The following is a 20,102-nucleotide window of genomic DNA, read 5'->3' as shown; positions in this document are numbered from 1 at the left end:
GGTGGGTTAGATTGTCTTATAAATAAATAGAATTAACTCACCCCCTGCTAATAACCTTAGCTCGATTAATTTCATTGAGTTATTTATGGTTATTCTTAAATAACCTTTATTAATTCGTGACGAAGATCACAAAGAAAAATAGTTTTCCCGCCTTAGACCGAATAAAAGCTACCAAAGATAACGAGAATAATTATCATTCTGTATCGCATTTAATAAAGCGATGCCATTGACTGGTTAACATCCGGCGATGGCCAGATTGCTCATAATTAATTTTTAGATCTTCGTGCTTTTTCAAGCAGGGATAATTAGATGAAATACAAAGCGTTTCTTAACTCTTCGTTAAAAGCGGTGTTGCCAATCGGTTGTTTGGTCTTCCCTTTGAGCGCCCTTGCGGATACAGCAACAAACACCGCAGCAACGGACAATGAAGACAAAATCATTGTCAGTGCCAAATCAAGCCTTCCTCCATTGGGAAGCTACGAAAATACCGGTACAAAATCAGATCTGACCGCACAAGATACCCCACAGACCATCAACACCGTTGAAGGCCAAGAGCTCGACGAGCGCGGCATCAGCTCACTGAACGAAGCGCTGCGCTATGTGTCTGGCGTAACCACCGAAAACCGTGGTGGAGCTATCACCCGCTTTGATGAATTCACCATTCGCGGATTCAAAAACAGCGAAAACTATCTCGATGGCTTGCAACTGCCTTACAACGAATGGAACATTCAAGGCCAAGTTGATACCTACATGCTCGATCGTATCGAAGTCATGAAAGGTCCGGCATCGGTTTTATACGGTAACGCCTCACCCGGCGGTATCGTCAATATGATCAGCAAGAAACCACAGAAAAACCAAAATACCGACGTAGAATTTGATACCGGCAGCGATAACCGCCGTGAAGGCAAAATCGACTCTACTGGTCAAATTGGTGACAGCGACGTCAGTTACCGCTTTGTTGGCGTAGCGGGTGCCGTTGATGGGCAGGCCGAAGGCTCCAAAAATGAACGTTATCTGTTAGCGCCTTCTCTGCGTTGGGATATCGACGATAACAATAGCCTGCTGGTACAAGCTTTCTTCCAGAACGATCCTAATGCTGGCGTTTATACTTCTCTACCGGGCGAAGGCACCTTCAAGTATTCTCCTTACGGTAAGCTACCAACTGACGTTTATCTGGGCGATCACAATTGGGAATCTTATAAGCGCAAACAAGAATCTGTCGGCTACCAGTTCGATCACCGCTTCAGCGATGAGTGGTCTTTCACGCAAAAAGCCCGCTTTATGCACATCACGGCTTATCAGGAAAACACCTACAGCACCGGTCTCGAAGCCGATGGTCGCACTCTCGGCCGCCGCATGTACATGACCGATGAGAGTATGGACTCCTTCAATATTGATAACCAAATTGCAGGCAAGTTTGATACCGCGTTCCTGCGTCACAATGTGTTGCTGGGCTTCGATTACCAGTGGCAGAACAACAAAACCGAATATCAAGACGCCGTTGCACCAAGCATCGATATCTTCGATCGCAATAATCATGAGATTAACCGCGGCAATATTGCCTGGGACCCGTCGCTGGCCACCAACGTGCGCTATTCCATGCACCAGAACGGCTACTACTGGCAGGACTCTATCGATCTCGACAAACTGACCATCTTGGCCGGTGGTCGTTATGACCAGTACGAGAAGCGCACCTACGGCCTGCAATACGGTGCCAATACGGATGAAACCTTCTCTCAAAGCAAATACACCCAGCGCTATGGCGCGATGTATCACTTTGAAAACGGTATCTCCCCGTATGTTGCTTACTCAGAGGGCTTTGAGCCTCTAGCCGGGCGTAACAAAAGCGGTGGCTCTTACAAACCAGAAACCAGCAAGATGTGGGAAGGTGGGGTGAAATTTGCCACGCCAAGCCAGAACACCATCTTCACGGCCGCTGTGTTTGATATCAAAAAAGAGAACGCGCTGACCTCTAACCCGAACGGCGTTGATCCATACGAGAAGTACCAAAGTGGCGAAATCGAGTCGAAAGGCTATGAGTTTGAACTGCGCACTTCCCCGCTGGAAAACCTGCTGTTGACGGCCAACTACGCTTATACCGACGTGAAAATTACCGAAGATGCTAACAAGGCATTGATCGGCAACCGTCCGGTACAAACGGCTAAAGACAACGCCAGCGCATGGGCTAACTACACCATTGACGATACTTTCCTGCGCGGACTCACCGTCGGTGCGGGTATCCGTTACATCGGTCGTATGGAAGCTAACCAGAGTAATACCGAGCAGTTGCCAGCCGTTACGCTGTATGACATGGCCGCGTCATATGAGTTGGGTAACCTAGCGCCTGCGCTGGATAACGCCACCCTGAAAATGGCGGTGAATAACATCACTGACAAACGCTACGTCGCAAGCTGCTACGACAGCAATAACTGCTGGTTCGGCGCAGAACGCTCCGTGGTTGTTGGTGTGAAATATTCCTTCTAAGTACCTCTAAAAAATAGGGATGCCGATCGTTTCGGCATCCCTTAATAAAAATACCTTTTACATGATTTCATTGGCGATTTAACGCCAGATCCACAGCCCGTATCCGCAATCTAGACATCTGGATAAATGCTGAGCATCGAATTTGTACTACTCGTAATAATCTAAGGTAAGATCTATGACCCAGTTCTCCTTATCCTCTCAGCAGCAGGCCGCCACGCAACCTTATGATTTTATCGCCATTGGTATTGGGCCATTTAATCTTGGGTTAGCATGCCTCACTCAGCCGCTGTCGCAGGTAAACGCGCTATTTCTCGACCAAAATTCTGGCTTTGATTGGCACCCAGGCATGATGCTGGAAAGCGCTCATCTGCAAACGCCGTTTATGGCCGATCTGGTGACGCTGGCCGATCCAACGCACCCACTGAGTTTTCTGAACTACATCAAACAGCAGGGACGTCTGTACTCGTTTTATATTCGCGAAAGCTTCTTTTTAATGCGTAAAGAGTACAACCAGTATTGCCGTTGGGCGACAGAGCGCCTGAGCAACCTACGATTTAATACCAAAGTTGAGCGCGTGGAGTTCGATCAGGATAGCCGCTGCTATCAGGTGCATTGCAGCGATACGCGCAACGGCCAGAAGTTAAAATTTGAAACGCGCCATCTGGTTCTTGGCACCGGCCCCTCGCCGGTTATCCCTGAGTGCTGCCAGCCCTTTGCCGAACGTATGGTGCATTCCGGCCAGTATCTGCATCACAAGGAAGAGCTCCAAACCCGCCGTTCTATCACGGTTGTAGGCAGCGGGCAAAGCGCGGCAGAAATTTACTACGATCTCCTCTCCGAGATTGATAAGTATGGCTATCAGCTAAACTGGGTCACTCGCGCGCCGCGCTTCTTCCCGCTGGAATACACCAAACTAACGCTGGAAATGACATCACCGGAGTATGTGGACTACTTCCACCAGTTGCCCGCAGAAAAACGTGACCAGCTTAATCTGCAAAGCCAGCAGCTTTACAAAGGTATCAACAGCAGCCTGATTAACGATATTTTCGATCTGCTCTATATCAAACGCTTAGACGGTCATGTGAATACCCGCTTGTTCACCAATACCGCCCTGACCGGCGTAAAAAATACCGCCAACCATAAAACCTTGAATCTGGCGCTGCATCAGCATGAACAGGATCAACACTTCGCCATCGACAGCGAGGCAGTGATCCTGTGCACCGGATATCGCCACCAGCCACCTGCATTTTTACAACCGATCCATGATCGGATCGCGTGGGATGAAAAAGGCCGTTACGACGTTGCCCGCAACTACTCGATCGATAACCAGCACCACGAGATCTTCGTGCAAAACGCCGAGCTGCACACTCACGGTTTTGTCACTCCCGACCTTGGTATGGCCTGCTACCGCAACTCATGGATCCTGCGTGAGATCACCGGAACCGAGCACTATCCGATTGAAGAACAAATTGCTTTCCAACAGTTTGCCGCTCCGCAAACCGGAGATTTGCTATGAGTTATATATTTAAACATCAGGTAGAAAATGTGGGCGATTTTGCCCTACGTCCGCTGGATGCGGTTCAAGACGCCGAGCTGCTGCATAGCTGGGTTAGCCAACCTTACGCTCGTTATTGGGGAATGATGGAGCAAAGCGTTGAGCAGGTGCGGGATTTCTATCTCGATCTGCTTAAGCATCATCCCGATGGCGCATTCATCGGCGTGTATCAAGGCAAACCAACGTTTCTGTTGGAACGCTATCAGGCGATCCACGATCCGGTTGGCCAATGCTATCCGGCACAAAACAGCGACTATGGTATGCACATTTTGGTCGCGCCAGCAGATAAACCGGTCAGCGATTTTACCTGGGCCGTGTTCCAAACCATCGTGGCGTTCATGTTTAGCGATGAGCGCGTTACTCGCATTGTGGTCGAGCCCGATGTGCGTAATGAGAAGATCCATCGTCTGAACAAACGCGCTGGTTTCGTCTACCAACATCAAATTGAGCTCGCGAACAAAACCGCATGGCTAGCGTTCTGCGATCGCGAGCAGCACGCCGCCGCACTGCGCCATGATGCACAATTCCATTCTGTTTCCCGTCAGGAGACCCACGCATGACCGCTCATACTCAGTTTTCTCATTTGCCCGTATCGGAACAAAATCGTCACGTTATCGCTCACCTGACCCCCGAACTGTGGAGTAAAGCCAACCGCCTACACGTCCGCAAGGCGATTGCCGAATTCGCCCATGAGCGCTTAATCACGCCTGAATGCGTTAGCCAGCCGACTTCAGCCGATGAAATGGCCGATTACCAACTCACAGCGCCACAGGACGAAGTGATCTATCACTTCCGCGCACGTCGTCTAGCCTTGGAACACTGGGCCATTGATGCTGACTCTATTCAAAAAACGCAAAACGGCGTTGAGCAAGAGCTGGACTCGCTACGCTTTATCATTGAATTCAAAGACGTGTTGGGCATTCCACAGGAAATGTTGCCCACCTATATGGAAGAAATCACCAGCACCTTATACAGCAGCGCTTTCAAGCATCTGCGCGAAGGGGTTTTGATTGAGCATCTGCTCGACGCTGATTTCCAAACGCTAGAAGGCGCCATGATGGAAGGCCACCCCGCGTTTGTGGCAAACAATGGCCGTATTGGTTTCGATGCGTTTGATTATCAGGCCTATGCGCCGGAAGCCGCAGCGCCAATCAACTTTGTTTGGCTTGCGGCACACAAAAGCAAAGCGCATTTCGCCAGCATCGATGAGCTCAGTTACCAACGGTTGCTGGCAGAAGAGCTCACACCAAGCATCGTTGATGATTTCACTCAGCAATTGATCGCACAGGATCTTGATCCGAATAACTACATCTTTATGCCCGTGCATCCGTGGCAATGGCAAAATAAGCTGACTGGGATCTTCGCCCCCGATATCGCCAAGCGTGAGCTGGTTTATCTGGGCATTGGCGACGATAACTATCAGGCTCAACAGTCCATCCGCACCTTCTTCAATACCAGTCACCCGCGCAAACGCTATGTAAAAACTGCGCTTTCGATCCTCAATATGGGCTTTATGCGCGGCCTGTCTCCGTACTATATGGCGACAACGCCGGGCATCAACGAATGGCTGGCCGAGCTTATCGAAAACGACAGTTGCCTGCGTGATTATGGTTTCCGTATGCTGCGCGAAGTGGCGACCATCGGCTATCGTAATCACTATTACGAAAGCGCGGTGAGCGGCGATACGCCATACAAAAAAATGATGGCGGCGCTGTGGCGCGAAAGCCCGCTGGCGCTAATTCAGTCGAACCAGCGTGTTATGACGATGGCGGCGCTATTGCATCAGGATCGCGATGGCAATGCGTTGCTGCCGGCCATGATTCAGGCTTCAGGCTTAGAGACCGGTGAATGGTTAAAGCGCTATCTGCAAAGCTATCTCAGCCCGCTGCTGCACTGCTTATACACCTACGATCTGGCCTTTATGCCACACGGTGAAAACCTGATCCTCGTACTGGAAAACCACACTCCAGTGCATGTCTTTATGAAAGATATCGCCGAAGAGATCGTGGTAATGGATCCCGACGCTGATTTACCTGAAAAGGCCAAACGCGTTGCGGTATTCGTACCCGACGAGCTTAAAATTTTGTCGATCTTTACCGATGTGTTCGACGGTTTCTTCCGCTTTATGGCTGCAATTCTGCATGAGCAGGGAAATTATCCGCAGGAGAAATTCTGGCAACGCGTGGCGGAATGCGTGACGGATTATCAGCAGGCGCATCCTGAGCTGACCGAACGCTTCGAGCGCTATGACATGTTCAGCCCAGCGTTTACTCATTCTTGTCTCAATCGCCTACAGCTGGCTAATAATCGCCAGATGATTAACCTCAGCGATCCCTCACAAAACCTGAAATTTGCGGGCCAGTTGGATAACCCATTGGTAGTTTTTAAATAACGGTCAATGCGACTGGCGCTGACACAAAAGATACACGGGTTTACCGTAGGGTGCGGTTATGGAATACACCCTACGCTCCCCGAAAATCAGACTTGAGCGACTATAGCCCCTGCCGTTCCCTTTTCACTGGGAATGCAGGGGCAAACTCTTTACATAAACCGAGTAATCACCCGACATGTCATCCTATATTGCTGCTTCTAAGCTAACTCGCCGTGCCGTGCTGTTTCCTCTCGCGCTGGTGCTATTCGAGTTCGCAACCTACATCGCCCACGACATGATCCAACCGGGCATGATCCATGTGGTGCGTGATTTCAATGCCGACGTGAGCTGGGTTCCAACCTCATTAACCGCGTATTTATTCGGTGGCATGATGCTGCAATGGCTGCTTGGGCCGCTATCTGACCGCGTTGGCCGCCGCCCAGTGATGCTGACCGGCGTGATGCTGTTTGTCGCCGCCTGTATCGCTACGCTATTCACCAACAGCATTGAACAATTTATTCTGATGCGTTTTATCCAAGGCATCAGCCTCTGTTTTATCGGTGCCGTTGGATATGCCGCCGTGCAAGAAGCCTTCGACCAAACGCTCAGCATCAAGCTGATGGCATTAATGGCCAACGTGGCTTTGATAGCGCCATTGGTTGGCCCACTTGCCGGAGCTGCATTTATTCAATTTGCACCGTGGAAAAGCATGTTTGCCGTTTTTGCCTTAGTGGCATTTATTGCATGGCTAGGTCTATGGAAAGGGATGCCGGAAACCGCGCAGTCGCAGGGCGAAAAATTACGCTTAACCTCCCTGTTGGCAGACTATCGGCAGGTATTCGGCAATCTGCGCTTTGTCTGCGGGGCAGCATCAATCGGCTTTTCAGCTCTGCCGCTGTTGGCATGGGTCGCCATTTCACCGGTGATACTGATCGATGGCGAAGGGCTTACGCCAGTGGCGTATGGCTGGCTACAAGTGCCTATTTTTGTGGCTCTCATCATGGGCAATCTTGTGCTGGCACGCATTGCAGGAAAGATGTCGATTGAAAAACCACTCTGGCTCGGTGCGCCGCCTATCATTACAGGTCTGGCACTGGCCACCTTCGGCACACTATTTACCCCACACGCTTATCTTTGGACCATTGCGGGTTTAAGCCTATACGCCTTCGGCACAGGGCTGATTAACGCAGGGTTATATCGCCTCACGCTGTTTGCCAGCGATATGCGCAAAGGCACCGTTGCCGCCGCGCTCGGTATGACCACCATTGGTATTTATGCCTTGGGCATCGAAATCGCAAAACGTATTTATCTCTGGCAGGGAAGTGGGATCTTTAATCTGTATGGATTAATCAGCGGGCTGCTTTGGCTGGGTCTGATGTGGGTATTTTTGAAGAAAAAGGTCAGCAGCTAATCCCTACATACTGACCCCATCGTAACCCTCCCCTTGGCAGGGGAGGAATTTCGGTTGCGGGAACTATCCCACCACTACCGATAACATACTCAGCGACGCCATAACAATGCCGTCCACCGGCACAGAAATAGGCTCTTCACCGTCCCATGCACCCAGTACATATAACAGCGGCAGGAAGTGCTCCGGCGACGGGTTAGATAATTCAGCGCCTTCATGCTGCATAAAGTTAACCAGCGGATGGTTTTCGCCTTTATATGCCAGATTCTCACGCACAAAATTATCAAAGCTAAATGCCCACGGATAAGGTTCCGCTTCGCCCTGCCACTTAACCATTCGCAGGTTATGTACCACGTTTCCGCTCGCTACAATCATCACGCCTTCATCGCGCAAAGCCGCGAGTTTCTTGCCTAATTCATAGTGGTACGCAGCCGGTTGAGTACCATCAATACTCAATTGAATCACCGGAATATCCGCATCTGGGTACATTTTTATCAAAACGCCCCACGTACCGTGATCCAAACCCCATTCGCTGGTATCCAAATGCACCATTTCTGGAGCCAGTAATTCCTGTACTCGCCGGGCAAGCTCAGGCGAGCCCGGCGCTGGATATTGGGTATCGAACAGTGCCTGTGGGAATCCACCAAAATCATGGATCGTACGCGGCTGCTCCATCGCCGTGACAAACGTGCCACGGGTGTACCAATGAGCAGAAACAGCAACAATCGCTTTCGGACGCGGCAACGTTTTACCTAACTCGCGCCAAGCCGTGGTGTAGTCATTTTCTTCCAGCACGTTCATCGGGCTACCGTGACCGAGAAATAGCGCAGGCATACGAGAGGTAGTCATAACATTATCCTTTTCTGAGTCTGGCGGAGAGCATCGCCTCCGAATGGTTATACATTACTCAGATTTATCTCGATCGTCTGCCGGATAACTATGATGATGATTGTCAGTAAATTTGAATATAAGACGCCGAGGGGGTTGAGTTATTAGAGCCATTGGTAATAACTTTGTATTCGCTATTTACTTAATGATAGGTTAAAACAATAATAGGAATCATTATCAACAAGGAGGCGCTATGTCAGTTCCACTTATTCTGACTTTGCTTGCCGGCGGTGCCACATTTGTCGGCGCGTTATTAGCCATTATCGGACAGAAACCCTCCAACCGGGTTTTAGCTTTTGCGCTTGGCTTTGCGGCAGGGATTATGCTGCTGATTTCTTTGATGGAAATGTTACCCGCCGCGCTGGGTACCAAAGGCATGTCGCCGATGCTCGGCTATGGCATGTTTATCATTGGTCTGGTGGGCTATTTCATGTTGGACAGAATGTTGCCGCACCAGCATGCACATGACCTGATGGATGCCCCTAAAGCAGGTAAAACACGAAACCTGCGCCGAACAGCCATGCTGCTGACGCTCGGTATTAGCCTGCATAACTTTCCAGAAGGCATTGCCACCTTTGTCACCGCCAGCTCCGACCTTGAATTAGGCATGGGCATTGCGCTCGCGGTAGCCATTCACAATATCCCAGAAGGCTTAGCGGTTGCAGGGCCGGTCTATGCCGCTACGGGCTCAAAAATCAAAGCGCTATGGTGGGCAAGCGTTTCGGGCTTCGCCGAAATTTTAGGTGGATTGCTGGCATTTTTCCTGCTGGGCCCAGCCATCTCTCCGGTGTTCATGGCTTCTATTATGGCTATGGTGGCGGGTATTATGGTGGCGCTATCGGTAGATGAACTGATGCCGCTGGCCAAAGAGATTGATCCGCAGAACAACCCAAGCTATGGCGTGCTTTGTGGTATGACGGTGATGGGCTTTAGCCTAACGCTGTTACAAAGCAGCCCGCTCGGTTAAGGCTCTCCCATCTCCAAATAGCAAAAAGGACAGCCTAGGCTGTCCTTTTTCGTGCAGAGCTCAGCGAAATTAGCTCGCGATTTTTTCTTGAGACTGACGGTAAGCCACCAAATCATCGATGGTCACGACTGGCATATTATGTTTGTTAGCAAACACAATCACTTCTGGCGCACGCGCCATGGTGCCGTCGTCATTGGTCAGTTCACACAGTACGCCCGCAGAACGGAAACCGGCTAAAGTCACCAGATCGATAGTTGCTTCAGTATGACCACGACGAGTCAGAACGCCGCCGTTTTGAGCACGCAGTGGGAACACGTGACCAGGGCGATGCAGGTCCGAAGGCTTAGCGCCTTCAGCGCTTGCGGCGCGCACGGTAGTCAAACGGTCTTTGGCGGAAACGCCGGTCGTCACGCCTTCAGCGGCTTCAATGGTCACGGTGAATGCTGTGCCATAATGACTCGTGTTGTTGCTGACCATCATCGGCAGATCTAACTGCAAACGACGCTCTTCGGTGATGCACAGGCAAACAATGCCGCTACCGTGACGGATGGTCAGAGCCATCTGTTCTTCAGTCATGGTTTCAGCAGGGAAAATCATGTCGCCTTCGTTTTCACGATTTTCATCGTCAAGCACCATAACGCCACGGCCTTCACGCAATGCAGCTAGCGCACGTTCAACACGTTCCATCGGAGTACCGAAATCGGAAAGTAAAGTCTGATTCATGGTAAAAAAACCTCATTAATTATATGGATTACCAGAATCAGGGCAGCTTTGAGGAGTGGCAAACGTAAGCCTACGGCTAACGCGCCTAATAACGCGAGTGGGACAAACCCAACAGGTACCGTTACTCTCTCCCATCCGGACTCTAACCGTCGGCTCTGGAATTACACCAGATCTGCTGTCCTTACGCCTTACAGCGTAAGCGCTCGCGGGCTTTTTATGATGCGCTTGCCGTGAAAGACATGCGTTATGCATAAATTTACCGCCGGTGGGGACTTCCACCCCGCCCTGAGAATAAGCAGGTCAACTATAACGCTAATGATTAGTTTGGGCAATCGTCATTCCAGATTATCCAAGAGCGATCACAGAGGTTTATCCGTTTGCCAACTCGCATTACACTATGCAGCTATAGCTCTGCTATTGTGCATCAGCTCAATATCATCGTCATTCGTTCTGATAGTGGTTCTTAAGCCCTAACGCATGACCATAACGACCAAGGAACACGCCATGATTGACCCGAAGAAAATTGAACAGATTGCCCGTCAGGTGCATGAATCCATGCCAAAAGGACTGCGCGAGTTCGGGGATGATGTCGAGAAAAAAATCCGCCAAATCCTACAGGCACAATTTAATCGTATGGATTTAGTGAATCGCGAAGAGTTTGACGTTCAGACGCAGGTTTTGCTGCGCACACGTGAGAAGCTAGCGATGATGGAACAGCGCTTAGCTGCGCTAGAAGAAAAACTGGCAGCAAGCGAAACACCGGCGACAAAAGACGCTGAATAAGCCAGTCGAACATGAACGCAAAAACGGAAGCCTAGGCTTCCGTTTTTTATTGCTGCTTTATTGCTGCTTAGAAAGGATAGCTAATGGGAGTTTAATCCGCTTTCCGCCGCGCGCCGTGGCAACAATGCCCATAATGCAGCTAGCATCACAATCGCATAAATGCTTTTCCAGCCAACCATGTAGAGCAATAACAAACACAATACGCTGCCTATCGCCGCCATCAGACGTGAACGTCCTTTCAATAGACGGCAACCCGCCAGCATACACAGCAGATAGATCATGATAAAAATACCGTTGGCATAAATAATCAGTTCATCCAAAGCCACACCTAGCGCATAAATGCCCACCGCGCACAGTAAACAGCAGCCAAGAACAACATTCAGCGCGTTGACCGGTGCCTGACGCGATGAAAGCTGCGCCAAACGGCTTTGAGGTTTCAGCTGCGCCTGTGACCACACCAGCCGAGCAAAGCTTTGAGTGTAAATATTGAGGCTGGCAAAACAGGCCAGATAGCCAATAATGCAGGCGACCCACAGCGCCTTTTGCCCAAATAGCTGCACCACGATCCCCGGCAGCGATGCTGCGGCGGCTTTTTCCGCGCCAAAGGCATTGAAATGCAAGACTGCAACCGTACAACCCCAGTACACCACGCCAGCCAGCAGCAAGCCGATCATCAATGCACGAGGAAAATCACGTTCGGGATCTTTAAATTCAGAAGCCAAATGGGCAAAGGCTTCTAGTCCAACAAAGCACCAAAACATCACGGCTAATGCGGAAAAGAGGTTATGAGGGCTCACGTCTGACGGGGCTGGGAATGGAATTTCCGCCGGCGATATTCCACCACGCCACCAAATGGCCGCGACCAAAGCCACCACCAGTCCGGCGATCAGCGTCTGTAAGTTCGCGCTGGAACCCGCTCCGCGAGTGCCCAGAAACCACACCACCATCAGCGTGCCGATTTCCACCAGCAGCAGCTCCCAGCCGTGCCAGCCAAACATGGCCTGCCAAAACCCCGCCGCAATTTGCAGTGCCGCAGGTAAACCAACGGGGATAACGGAAAGAAACAGCCAACCGGTCACTCGCGCCATATGCGGCCCAAATGCCATACCAACAAAATGAGCGGCACCGCCCGCGCTTGGAAAGTGACGCCCAAGTGCAGCAAAACCAATCGCGATCGGAAACACGAGGACAATGAGAATTGGCCATGCCCACAGGCTATCATTGCCGGCCACCAGCGCCGCTAATGCAGGCACAGCAAACACGCCCGTGCCTAACAGCGATGTGGATAACAACCCTATTCCCTGAGCCAGTCCTAGCTCTTGCTTTAATCCGCTCACAATGTGTTCCGCTTAACGTTCATCGGGGGATTATTCGTGGCCCTGACGGATCGTTTTGATGATATTGGTGGTTGAACAACCATCTTCAAAGTTCAGCACACGCACTTCACCACCGGCAGCAATCACTTCTTTTCCGCCCGCAATATCTTCAGGTTTGTAGTCACCGCCTTTAACCAGCAGATCCGGCAATACCTCAGAGATAATGCGCTGCGGCGTATCTTCTTCAAATGAGATAACCCAATCCACGGCTTCCAGCGCGGCCAAGACGATCATTCGCTGTGCTAACGCATTGACCGGACGCTCTTCGCCTTTCAAGCGTTTGGTTGACGCATCGCTGTTTACCGCAACGATCAGTCGATCGCCCAGTTTGCGTGCGTTAGCTAGATAAGAAACATGTCCCGCATGCAGGATGTCAAAGACACCGTTAGTCATCACGACTTTTTCGCCACGCTGACGAGCATTAGCAACGGCGGCTTTTAGCTCTTCCTGACTCATCACACCAAAGCCAGTTTCACTGCGCCCACGAATGGCATTTTCCAGCTCGATAGGTGAAACGGTAGAAGTCCCCAGTTTACCTACCACCACACCCGCGCCTGCATTGGCTAAGAAGCAAGCCTCTTCCAATGATGTTCCCGCGGCAATTGCCGTTGCCAGAACGCCAATAACCGTATCGCCAGCACCGGTCACGTCATACACTTCTTGCGCCTGCGTCGGCATATGCAACGGCGGCTGGTCGTGCTGCAACAAAGTCATGCCCTGTTCAGAACGCGTAACCAACAGCGCCGTGAGCTCAAATTCACGCATCAGTTGCAAACCACGTTCAACCAATTCTTCATCGGTTTTACAACGGCCAACTACGGCTTCGAACTCAGACAGATTTGGTGTTAACAGCGTGGCGCCTCGGTAGCGTTCAAAATCAGTACCTTTAGGATCGATCAGTACAGGAACGTTCGCCGCACGTGCTAGTTGAATCATCTGTTGAACCGAATTTAATGCCCCTTTGGCATAATCGGACAAAATTAACGCGCCCAATTTTGGCAATGCGTGCTGAATTCTTTCAAAGATTGGCTGAGGATCAATGCTGCTAAAACCCTCTTCAAAGTCGAGACGAATCAGCTGCTGATTACGCGATAAAACACGTAATTTAGTGATCGTTGGATGCGTCGGCACGGACACGAAATCGCATTTAACGTTAACTTCACCCAGCTTAGCGCTTAGCGCTCTTGCTGCATCATCGATACCGGTTAAACCCACCAAACGAGCATTCGCGCCGAGAGACGCTATGTTCATTGCCACGTTGGCCGCACCGCCTGGACGCTCCTCAACGGTATCCACTTTTACCACCGGTACTGGTGCTTCAGGTGAAATACGGCTGGTAGGTCCATACCAGTAGCGATCTAACATTACGTCACCCACAACAAGTACGTTGGCATGACGGAAATCAGGTAGGGTTACTTTCATCCCCGGACTCCAAAAAAGACTAAGATTGTGCGCGATATTATCACACCCAGCGTTATTTCTATTACACCCTTCTCACGAGTTGTGGCTGCTCGTTGACTGCAACTCCACGTAATTTATGTATACAATAGGATCTCAATTCATTCAGCGAGGTTCTGATTTCCCCGTTATGGCTGACAATCATGTTTACCCGAAATTCGAGCGCGAATTACTGCACCCACGTTACTGGTTAACTTGGTTGGGGTTGGGAGTGCTATACATTTTAGTCCTTCTGCCCTATCCATGGCTGTATAAGTTTGGAACGTGGTTAGGCAGAACTGCGATGAAGTTTATGAAACGCCGGGTAAAAATTTCTCTACGCAATTTAGAGCTTTGCTTTCCCCAAATGAGTGAAGCCGAGCGTAGAGAAAAAGTTGCCAAAAATTTTGAGTCCGTTGGTATGGGGCTCATTGAAACCGGTATGGCTTGGTTTTGGCCAACGTGGCGTATAAATCGCTGGTGTAAAGCTGAAGGCTTAGAAAACATCGCTAAAGCTCAGCAAGAAGGCAAAGGCGTACTGCTGATTGGTTTGCACTTCTTAACGTTAGAGCTAGGCGCACGTATTTTTGGTGTTCATAATCCCGGCGTCGGTGTTTATCGTCCTAACGACAACAAGGTTGTGGATTGGATGCAAACTTGGGGACGTCTGCGCTCCAATAAATATATGCTCGACCGTAAAGACGTTAAGGGCATGATCCGCGCGCTCAAAGAGGGTGAGATCGTGTGGTACGCACCCGATCACGACTACGGCCCACGCAGCAGCGTTTTTGTTCCCTTGTTTGCCGTTGAAGAAGCAGCCACCACAACCGGCACTTACATTCTGGCTCGCATGGGCAAACCGGCTATTATCCCATTTAACGCGGTTCGAGCCGAAGACGGTAGCGGCTATACCATGGTGATTCAGCCACGATTAGAAGATTTCCCGCTGGAAAACGAAACCGTCGCCGCTATCGCCATGAATAAAGTCGTCGAGCAAGAGATCCTACGCGCGCCCACGCAATATATGTGGATGCACCGTCGCTTTAAGACTCGTCCCAAAGGCATGCCTTCACGCTACTAGTCCAAAGCACTAACGCTTATTGTTCTAAATAGATTTCAAAGAAAATGGGTTTCAGGGAAGAAACCACTAATAGCCAAATATTAGAAAATCCATTGCTCCCACAATATCATCTCGGCAATATCCCAAGTCATCGACCTGTTCCCCTAGCTGCGACAACGCGACACCAGCCATCTGCGGCGTCATCAATAACACTTCATATCCTTCAATTTTAAAGCACAGGATCAGTCGATCCTGCTCAGCCAACGATGATGTTGTTTTTAGCCCTAATGGGATAACCATTCGGGTCGCTAGCGATGATAAAAAATCGTGCTGAACATCCAGAAGATACGGGAAACGTTTGGCAGAAGCCCGGTCTCGGTTTTTGTAGACGGCAAACTGGCTCATCAAAAAGACCTCAGGCCATCGCTGAATACACCGTTCTCTTCAACATCTTGATTATAGGCAGCAATGCTTTGTTGATGGCTATCAAGCCACTGTCGTTGCCCCTCTGCGATGACGACCTGCTGCAGAGCCTCTTCCATCACGGCAGATAAATTGATGTTAAGTGCTTTAGCCTGTTGAATCAGTCCCTGATCGATGCTCACATTCACCGCCTTTTTACTTCCCGTCAGAAGCGTTCTACGTTTCATCACGAAACTCCATGCGCATAATTTATGCGCATTATAGAACAACAAAAAGAGAAACGGTTGAAATTTGCGCACAGCTTCGCAAAGATTTTTCTCTATCCCAACCACGTCGCCCAACTGCGGCGCACCTGTTCACGCTCAGCAACAAATGCATCCAGCCCGACGGTGCCCGACTGCTCTTGCAGCGCTAAATGGTGGATCGCATCACGCATCGTCACATAGGCCTGCGTCAGCGCAGCCGCTTCTTCCTCTGGCATGATGTTGTAGTTCGCCATCAGCTCAAAAATACGTACGTTGTCTGACCAACGCGTGAGGCGGGGTTCTTGCGAGGCGTAGTTAAGCACCAGATATTGAGCGATAAATTCAATATCCGTAATGCCTCCCTCATCGGCTTTAATATCAAATTGGTCGCGATGCTTGCCGCCCAGATGTTGGCGCATTTTTTCTCGCATCTCACGGACTTCAGTTTTTAAGGTGCTCGTCTCTCTCGAACGACACAAAATCTCATGACGAATCGCATCAAACTGCTGATGGAGCTGCACGTCGCCATAGACAGGGCGGGCACGTACCAAGGCCTGATGTTCCCACGTCCACGCTTCGTTTCGCTGGTACTCACCAAAGGACTCAACGGTGCTCACCAGCATGCCGGAAGCGCCAGAAGGACGAAGGCGGGCATCTACCTCATACAAAATCCCCGATGACGTACGCGTACTAAACAGATGCATAATGCGCTGCGCCAAGCGCAGATAGAATTGGCGACCATCAATGCTGCGCTCGCCGCTGGTCATCACATCAGACGGGCAATCGAGCAAGAAAACAAGATCGAGATCGGAGCTATAGCCTAGCTCCCACCCGCCTAATTTCCCGTAACCGAGTACCGCAAACCCTCGCCCTTCGCGCCCTTGCAGATGCGTCGGCTGACCATAACGCCCAACCATATGTGTCCATGCCTGCTGCACCACTGCGTCAATCATCGCTTCAGCAAGATAGGTGAGATGATCGCTAACTTTCATCACCGGCAGCGCTCCTGAGATATCGCTGGCAGCAATTCGCAGTTGATGCGCATGTTTAAACTGTCTCAGCGCCTCAAGATTCTGCTCTTCATCATCGGCGGGAACCCGCATTAGATATTGGCGCAGCTCATCGCGATAGGCATCTTGGGGAACGGGCTGATACAAAGTGTTCGGATCGAGCAGTTCATCCAGCAGCAGCGGATAACGTGCTAGCTGCGTCGCCACCATCGGCGATGCCGCGCACAGGCGAATCAGTTGACTCAGCGCCGCGCGATATTCCACCAGCAGCTCCAGATACGTGGTGCGCGTAACGATGTTGAGCAATAGCGGAGTTAAGCGTTGCAGCACGCGTACCGCGTCTTCTCTGGCACAAACTTCACCAAGTAGCGCTGGCATCAGTTGGCCGAGGACTTCGCGGCCACGAGGCCCGATGGTGCGTTTATCAACATCGCTGCGAAAATCATTGATACAGCGCAGCAACAGCTGGCGCGACTCGCTCTCTAACTGCGGCGTGAAGGGATCTAGATCGCGCTCATCCAACAAATCTTGCCACAGGGCGGCAAACTGCTCACGCGGTGCTTCCGCACTTCCTTCTTCACTCTCATCATCGCCGATGAGTTCGTTAAAAATAGCCCTCACAGCCAGCATTTTTTGCTCTAACTGCGCCATCAGCTGAGCCCAATCCGTAACGCCCATTCCCCAAGCTAAGCGGGCCTGATTCAGTTCATCGTTGGGCAGCGTTTGAGTTTGTTCGTCATTGATAGCCTGAAGAAGATTTTCCAAGCGGCGTAAAAACAGATAACTTTCAGTGAGTTCTGTAACCTGTTCAGCCTTAAGTAAACCGAGCTGGCCAATTGCCAACAGAGAAGGCTGGAGCGCGCGCTGCTGTAGAGAAGGCTCACGCCCACCGCGGATCAGCTGGAAAACCTGCGTGATAAACTCGATCTCGCGAATGCCACCAGCACCGAGCTTAATATTATCTTTCAGGCCTCTGCGCCGTACTTCACGGGCAATCATGCTTTTCATGTTGCGCAGCGACTGAATAACACTGAAATCAATGTAACGACGGAATACAAACGGGCGCAGCGTACGGCGTAGTTCTTGGCTATAGGCGTCTTCATTGCCGCCCATCAGACGGGCTTTGACCATCGCGTAACGTTCCCAATCACGCCCCTGTTCTTGGTAATAATCTTCGAGCGCGGCAAAACTCAGCACTAACGGGCCACTGTCTCCAAACGGGCGCAGACGCATATCGACACGATAAACAAACCCGTCCACCGTGGGCTGATCGAGTGCCTTGATCAGCCGCTGCCCCAAGCGAGTGAAGAATTGAGCATTATCTAACTCACGCCGCCCACCTTGCGTCACTCCGCTTTCTGGATAGGCAAAAATCAGATCGATGTCCGATGAAAAATTCAGCTCACCGCCACCCAGTTTTCCCATGCCTAAAATCAGCAATGGCTGCGGTTCACCTTGCGCGTTGCACGGTGTACCCCATTCTGCACAGCAGGTTTTATATAGGCGATCGCGCGCGGCAATAATCAATGTTTCAGCCAGTTCGCTTAATTGGCGCAGCGTATCAGCCGTTTCACAGAGTTTGAGTGATTGCATCCATGAAATTCGCGACAGCATATGACGGCGAAACAGCCGCAGCACGCGCATCAAACACGCTTCATCATCAGCGCCGATTAATTGTTCATCCAACCAATGAGCATAATTTTCCCACTCATCAGGCTGAGGGGGAGTGTCATGCAGTTGCTGCCACCATTCGGGATGCGCGATAAAGTTTTCACTCATGAAATCGCTCAGCGCCAGTGCGCTTCGGTCTTCAAAAGAGGAAATAACCAAACGCTCCGAGATTTGCGCGGCCTGAGCCTCAAGCAAAGGGGGAAACACGCGAGAAGCAGACTCAGACATAAACACTCCCTGAATAAACGCCTATTTGCAGACGAACACGATGATGTAGTGAGTTCTTCCATCTCCTCCCTTCTCAGGGAGGAGAGCCAACTAGCCTATTCAGCTAGTCGTTGACGGACGGTTTTTGAGTACCATTCAACCAGAATGTGGGTTGATCCATCGCATGCTTACGCGTGGATTCAATATAGGCATCTTGCTTCTGAATAATCGCCTGCTGCAGCGTTTGCCAACCAGATAAATACTCCGCCACAGATTCTTCAGGATAGGCCCCTGAAAGCACATGGAACAGCAGCAACTGGCGAACCAAACGGACATATTTGTCCTGGTACTCACCGCCGTGCTGCACATGTTCGAAGGCTTCTTTCAATTCGGCACCGGTACGTCCCAGCATGATATCGGCAAAGCGTTTAAACGAGCCATTCAGCTTGGTTTGCGTTTTATCTGTCACGAAAGAACGCCATTCTGCGGTGGCTATCCAGCGAGTAAGCGCTAACTGGGTATTCAGATACAGCGGGCTAAAGCAGACTTTTTTGGCGTCAAGACGCGGCGTTGCTAACTGCTCTTCTAGCTCAGTGAGACCAGCACGCAGTGCGGTGCTCGCCTTGCGCGGTACTAAACCGCCAAATAACACAAAAATTTGGCGCAGCAGCTCGATCGCCTCAAGCACGCTTTTCTGGGCTTTACGGTCACCGTGCAGCCAAACTTCTTCATTAGCCTGCCAGTGGCGCAGCGCGAAGGTAAAGGCATCGCTCATGCCTTGTTCAACGTTAGCCTTTGGCGCAACGTTTAATATACCTAACGGAACGATCTCTCGTTCAGGATTACCTTTTGCCAAGTGGTAGCCACGCGCGGCTTTGCTCAGGCTACCCAAGCGCAGGCCCCCTTCAGTCGCTAGTTCTTGGGCAAAAGAGAGTAAATCCTCTCGACTACCCGATTTCAGCTCCAGTTCGATTTCATATAAAGGCTCGCTAAGCTCACCGGCTTTCACTTCGCCCTGATCTAGCGCCACCTCAATCTCACTTGAACGGTAAGTAACTACCCACTTCTCTCGTGCAAAATGCGTGCTAAACACCGGTGAAAGTGCGGCTTGAAGCGCCTGAAGATCACAGCCCTCTGGCCATACTTCCGCAGGAAGCAGGTGAATGTCTAATTCGGCAGACTTGAGATCAACGTTAAATTCAGGGCGCTGATGCAACCCTCCCACGGTTTTGCCCGCGGTTTTAAGCGTCATTTCGTAACGATCGCCATATCCGCGAATGCGCAAACCCATGTCATAACTACGCAAGGTGTTATCGGCGGTTTCATAATAGATATTGGTGAGTTTTTGCGCCGCAGTATGAACATTTGGCCACGGAGCCAAACGCTGAGAAAGTTGTTCCGCTACTTCAGGAGTAGCGATGAATTTTAGTTCGATTTCGACGTTCATAGCTTCGGTCATAATTGGTTCACATTAAGGTTTTACCGAACTATATC

15 protein-coding genes, 1 pseudogene and 1 riboswitch are annotated in these 20,102 nt (G+C 50.6%); of the genes and pseudogenes, 8 read left to right on the top strand and 8 right to left on the bottom strand.

Annotated features, from left to right (window positions below; all coding sequences use genetic code 11):
- The first annotated feature begins 309 nt into the window (after positions 1-309).
- From AB3Y96_RS03450 to AB3Y96_RS03430, 5 genes are all read left to right on the top strand, one after another.
- The gene (locus tag AB3Y96_RS03450; RefSeq protein ID WP_367298505.1) at positions 310-2,484 is read left to right on the top strand and encodes a TonB-dependent siderophore receptor; all 2,175 of its coding nucleotides are present in this window, start codon (positions 310-312) and stop codon (positions 2,482-2,484) included.
- A 175-nt stretch (positions 2,485-2,659) separates the two neighbouring features.
- Positions 2,660-4,000: a lysine N(6)-hydroxylase/L-ornithine N(5)-oxygenase family protein gene (locus AB3Y96_RS03445; RefSeq protein ID WP_367298504.1), complete on the top strand. Its 1,341-nt coding sequence runs from the start codon at positions 2,660-2,662 to the stop codon at positions 3,998-4,000.
- The gene (locus AB3Y96_RS03440) at positions 3,997-4,599 is read left to right on the top strand and encodes a GNAT family N-acetyltransferase (protein WP_367298503.1); all 603 of its coding nucleotides are present in this window, start codon (positions 3,997-3,999) and stop codon (positions 4,597-4,599) included. Before AB3Y96_RS03445 ends, AB3Y96_RS03440 begins: the two co-directional genes overlap by 4 nt.
- Positions 4,596-6,431: an IucA/IucC family siderophore biosynthesis protein gene (locus AB3Y96_RS03435; RefSeq protein WP_367298502.1), complete on the top strand. Its 1,836-nt coding sequence runs from the start codon at positions 4,596-4,598 to the stop codon at positions 6,429-6,431. Before AB3Y96_RS03440 ends, AB3Y96_RS03435 begins: the two co-directional genes overlap by 4 nt.
- Positions 6,432-6,606: 175 nt before the next feature.
- The gene (locus AB3Y96_RS03430; protein ID WP_072310246.1) at positions 6,607-7,821 is read left to right on the top strand and encodes an MFS transporter; all 1,215 of its coding nucleotides are present in this window, start codon (positions 6,607-6,609) and stop codon (positions 7,819-7,821) included.
- A 63-nt stretch (positions 7,822-7,884) separates the two neighbouring features.
- On the opposite strand, the gene ygiD is transcribed toward AB3Y96_RS03430, so the two are convergent.
- Positions 7,885-8,667 carry a 4,5-DOPA dioxygenase extradiol gene (gene ygiD, locus AB3Y96_RS03425; protein WP_130985382.1) on the bottom strand — a complete coding sequence of 261 codons (783 nt, stop codon included), beginning with the start codon at positions 8,665-8,667 and terminating at the stop codon, positions 7,885-7,887.
- A 232-nt stretch (positions 8,668-8,899) separates the two neighbouring features.
- Between ygiD and zupT the strand changes: the two genes are divergently transcribed.
- Positions 8,900-9,673, top strand: coding sequence for a zinc transporter ZupT (gene zupT, locus AB3Y96_RS03420; protein WP_367298501.1), 774 nt, complete (start codon positions 8,900-8,902; stop codon positions 9,671-9,673).
- A gap of 69 nt (positions 9,674-9,742) precedes the next feature.
- Here zupT and ribB read toward each other — a convergent pair whose 3' ends face one another.
- Positions 9,743-10,396, bottom strand: a complete 654-nt coding sequence (gene ribB, locus AB3Y96_RS03415) for a 3,4-dihydroxy-2-butanone-4-phosphate synthase (RefSeq protein ID WP_025799042.1) — start codon at positions 10,394-10,396, stop codon at positions 9,743-9,745.
- Between the two features lie 119 nt (positions 10,397-10,515).
- Positions 10,516-10,693: riboswitch (FMN riboswitch) on the bottom strand.
- 207 nt (positions 10,694-10,900) lie between these two features.
- Between ribB and AB3Y96_RS03410 the strand changes: the two genes are divergently transcribed.
- Positions 10,901-11,179 (top strand): ubiquinone biosynthesis accessory factor UbiK, encoded by a 279-nt coding sequence (locus tag AB3Y96_RS03410; protein WP_278808352.1) that lies wholly within the window; start codon positions 10,901-10,903, stop codon positions 11,177-11,179.
- Between the two features lie 80 nt (positions 11,180-11,259).
- Here the strand turns inward: AB3Y96_RS03410 and yjeH are convergent, their stop codons facing one another.
- Together yjeH and hldE are read right to left on the bottom strand one after the other, a co-directional pair.
- A complete protein-coding gene (gene yjeH / locus AB3Y96_RS03405) occupies positions 11,260-12,516 on the bottom strand; it encodes an L-methionine/branched-chain amino acid transporter (protein ID WP_367298500.1) in 1,257 nt (418 codons plus the stop codon).
- 30 nt (positions 12,517-12,546) lie between these two features.
- Positions 12,547-13,977, bottom strand: a complete 1,431-nt coding sequence (gene hldE / locus AB3Y96_RS03400; RefSeq protein ID WP_367298499.1) for a bifunctional D-glycero-beta-D-manno-heptose-7-phosphate kinase/D-glycero-beta-D-manno-heptose 1-phosphate adenylyltransferase HldE — start codon at positions 13,975-13,977, stop codon at positions 12,547-12,549.
- 166 nt (positions 13,978-14,143) lie between these two features.
- On the opposite strand from hldE, the gene AB3Y96_RS03395 reads away from it, so the two are divergent.
- Entirely contained in the window at positions 14,144-15,073 is a 930-nt protein-coding gene (locus tag AB3Y96_RS03395) for a Kdo(2)-lipid IV(A) acyltransferase (protein WP_367298498.1), read from the top strand.
- A 66-nt stretch (positions 15,074-15,139) separates the two neighbouring features.
- On the opposite strand, the gene AB3Y96_RS03390 is transcribed toward AB3Y96_RS03395, so the two are convergent.
- The 4 genes and pseudogenes from AB3Y96_RS03390 to AB3Y96_RS03375 form a co-directional block, all read right to left on the bottom strand.
- Positions 15,140-15,457 (bottom strand): CcdB family protein, encoded by a 318-nt coding sequence (locus tag AB3Y96_RS03390; protein WP_072310253.1) that lies wholly within the window; start codon positions 15,455-15,457, stop codon positions 15,140-15,142.
- Positions 15,457-15,702 carry a type II toxin-antitoxin system CcdA family antitoxin gene (locus AB3Y96_RS03385; protein ID WP_040046244.1) on the bottom strand — a complete coding sequence of 82 codons (246 nt, stop codon included), beginning with the start codon at positions 15,700-15,702 and terminating at the stop codon, positions 15,457-15,459. Before AB3Y96_RS03385 ends, AB3Y96_RS03390 begins: the two co-directional genes overlap by 1 nt.
- 92 nt (positions 15,703-15,794) lie before the next feature.
- Positions 15,795-18,539, bottom strand: a pseudogene (gene glnE / locus AB3Y96_RS03380) (bifunctional [glutamate--ammonia ligase]-adenylyl-L-tyrosine phosphorylase/[glutamate--ammonia-ligase] adenylyltransferase); the annotation flags it as partial.
- Positions 18,540-18,732: 193 nt separating this feature from the next.
- Positions 18,733-20,055, bottom strand: coding sequence for an inorganic triphosphatase (locus AB3Y96_RS03375; RefSeq protein ID WP_072310279.1), 1,323 nt, complete (start codon positions 20,053-20,055; stop codon positions 18,733-18,735).
- Between the last annotated feature and the right edge of the window lie 47 nt (positions 20,056-20,102).

Origin of the sequence: Hafnia alvei, from assembly GCF_964063325.1 — a bacterium.
GTDB classification, from domain to species: Bacteria; Pseudomonadota; Gammaproteobacteria; order Enterobacterales; family Enterobacteriaceae; genus Hafnia; species Hafnia alvei_B.
This window is presented reverse-complemented; position numbering and strand designations above follow the sequence as displayed.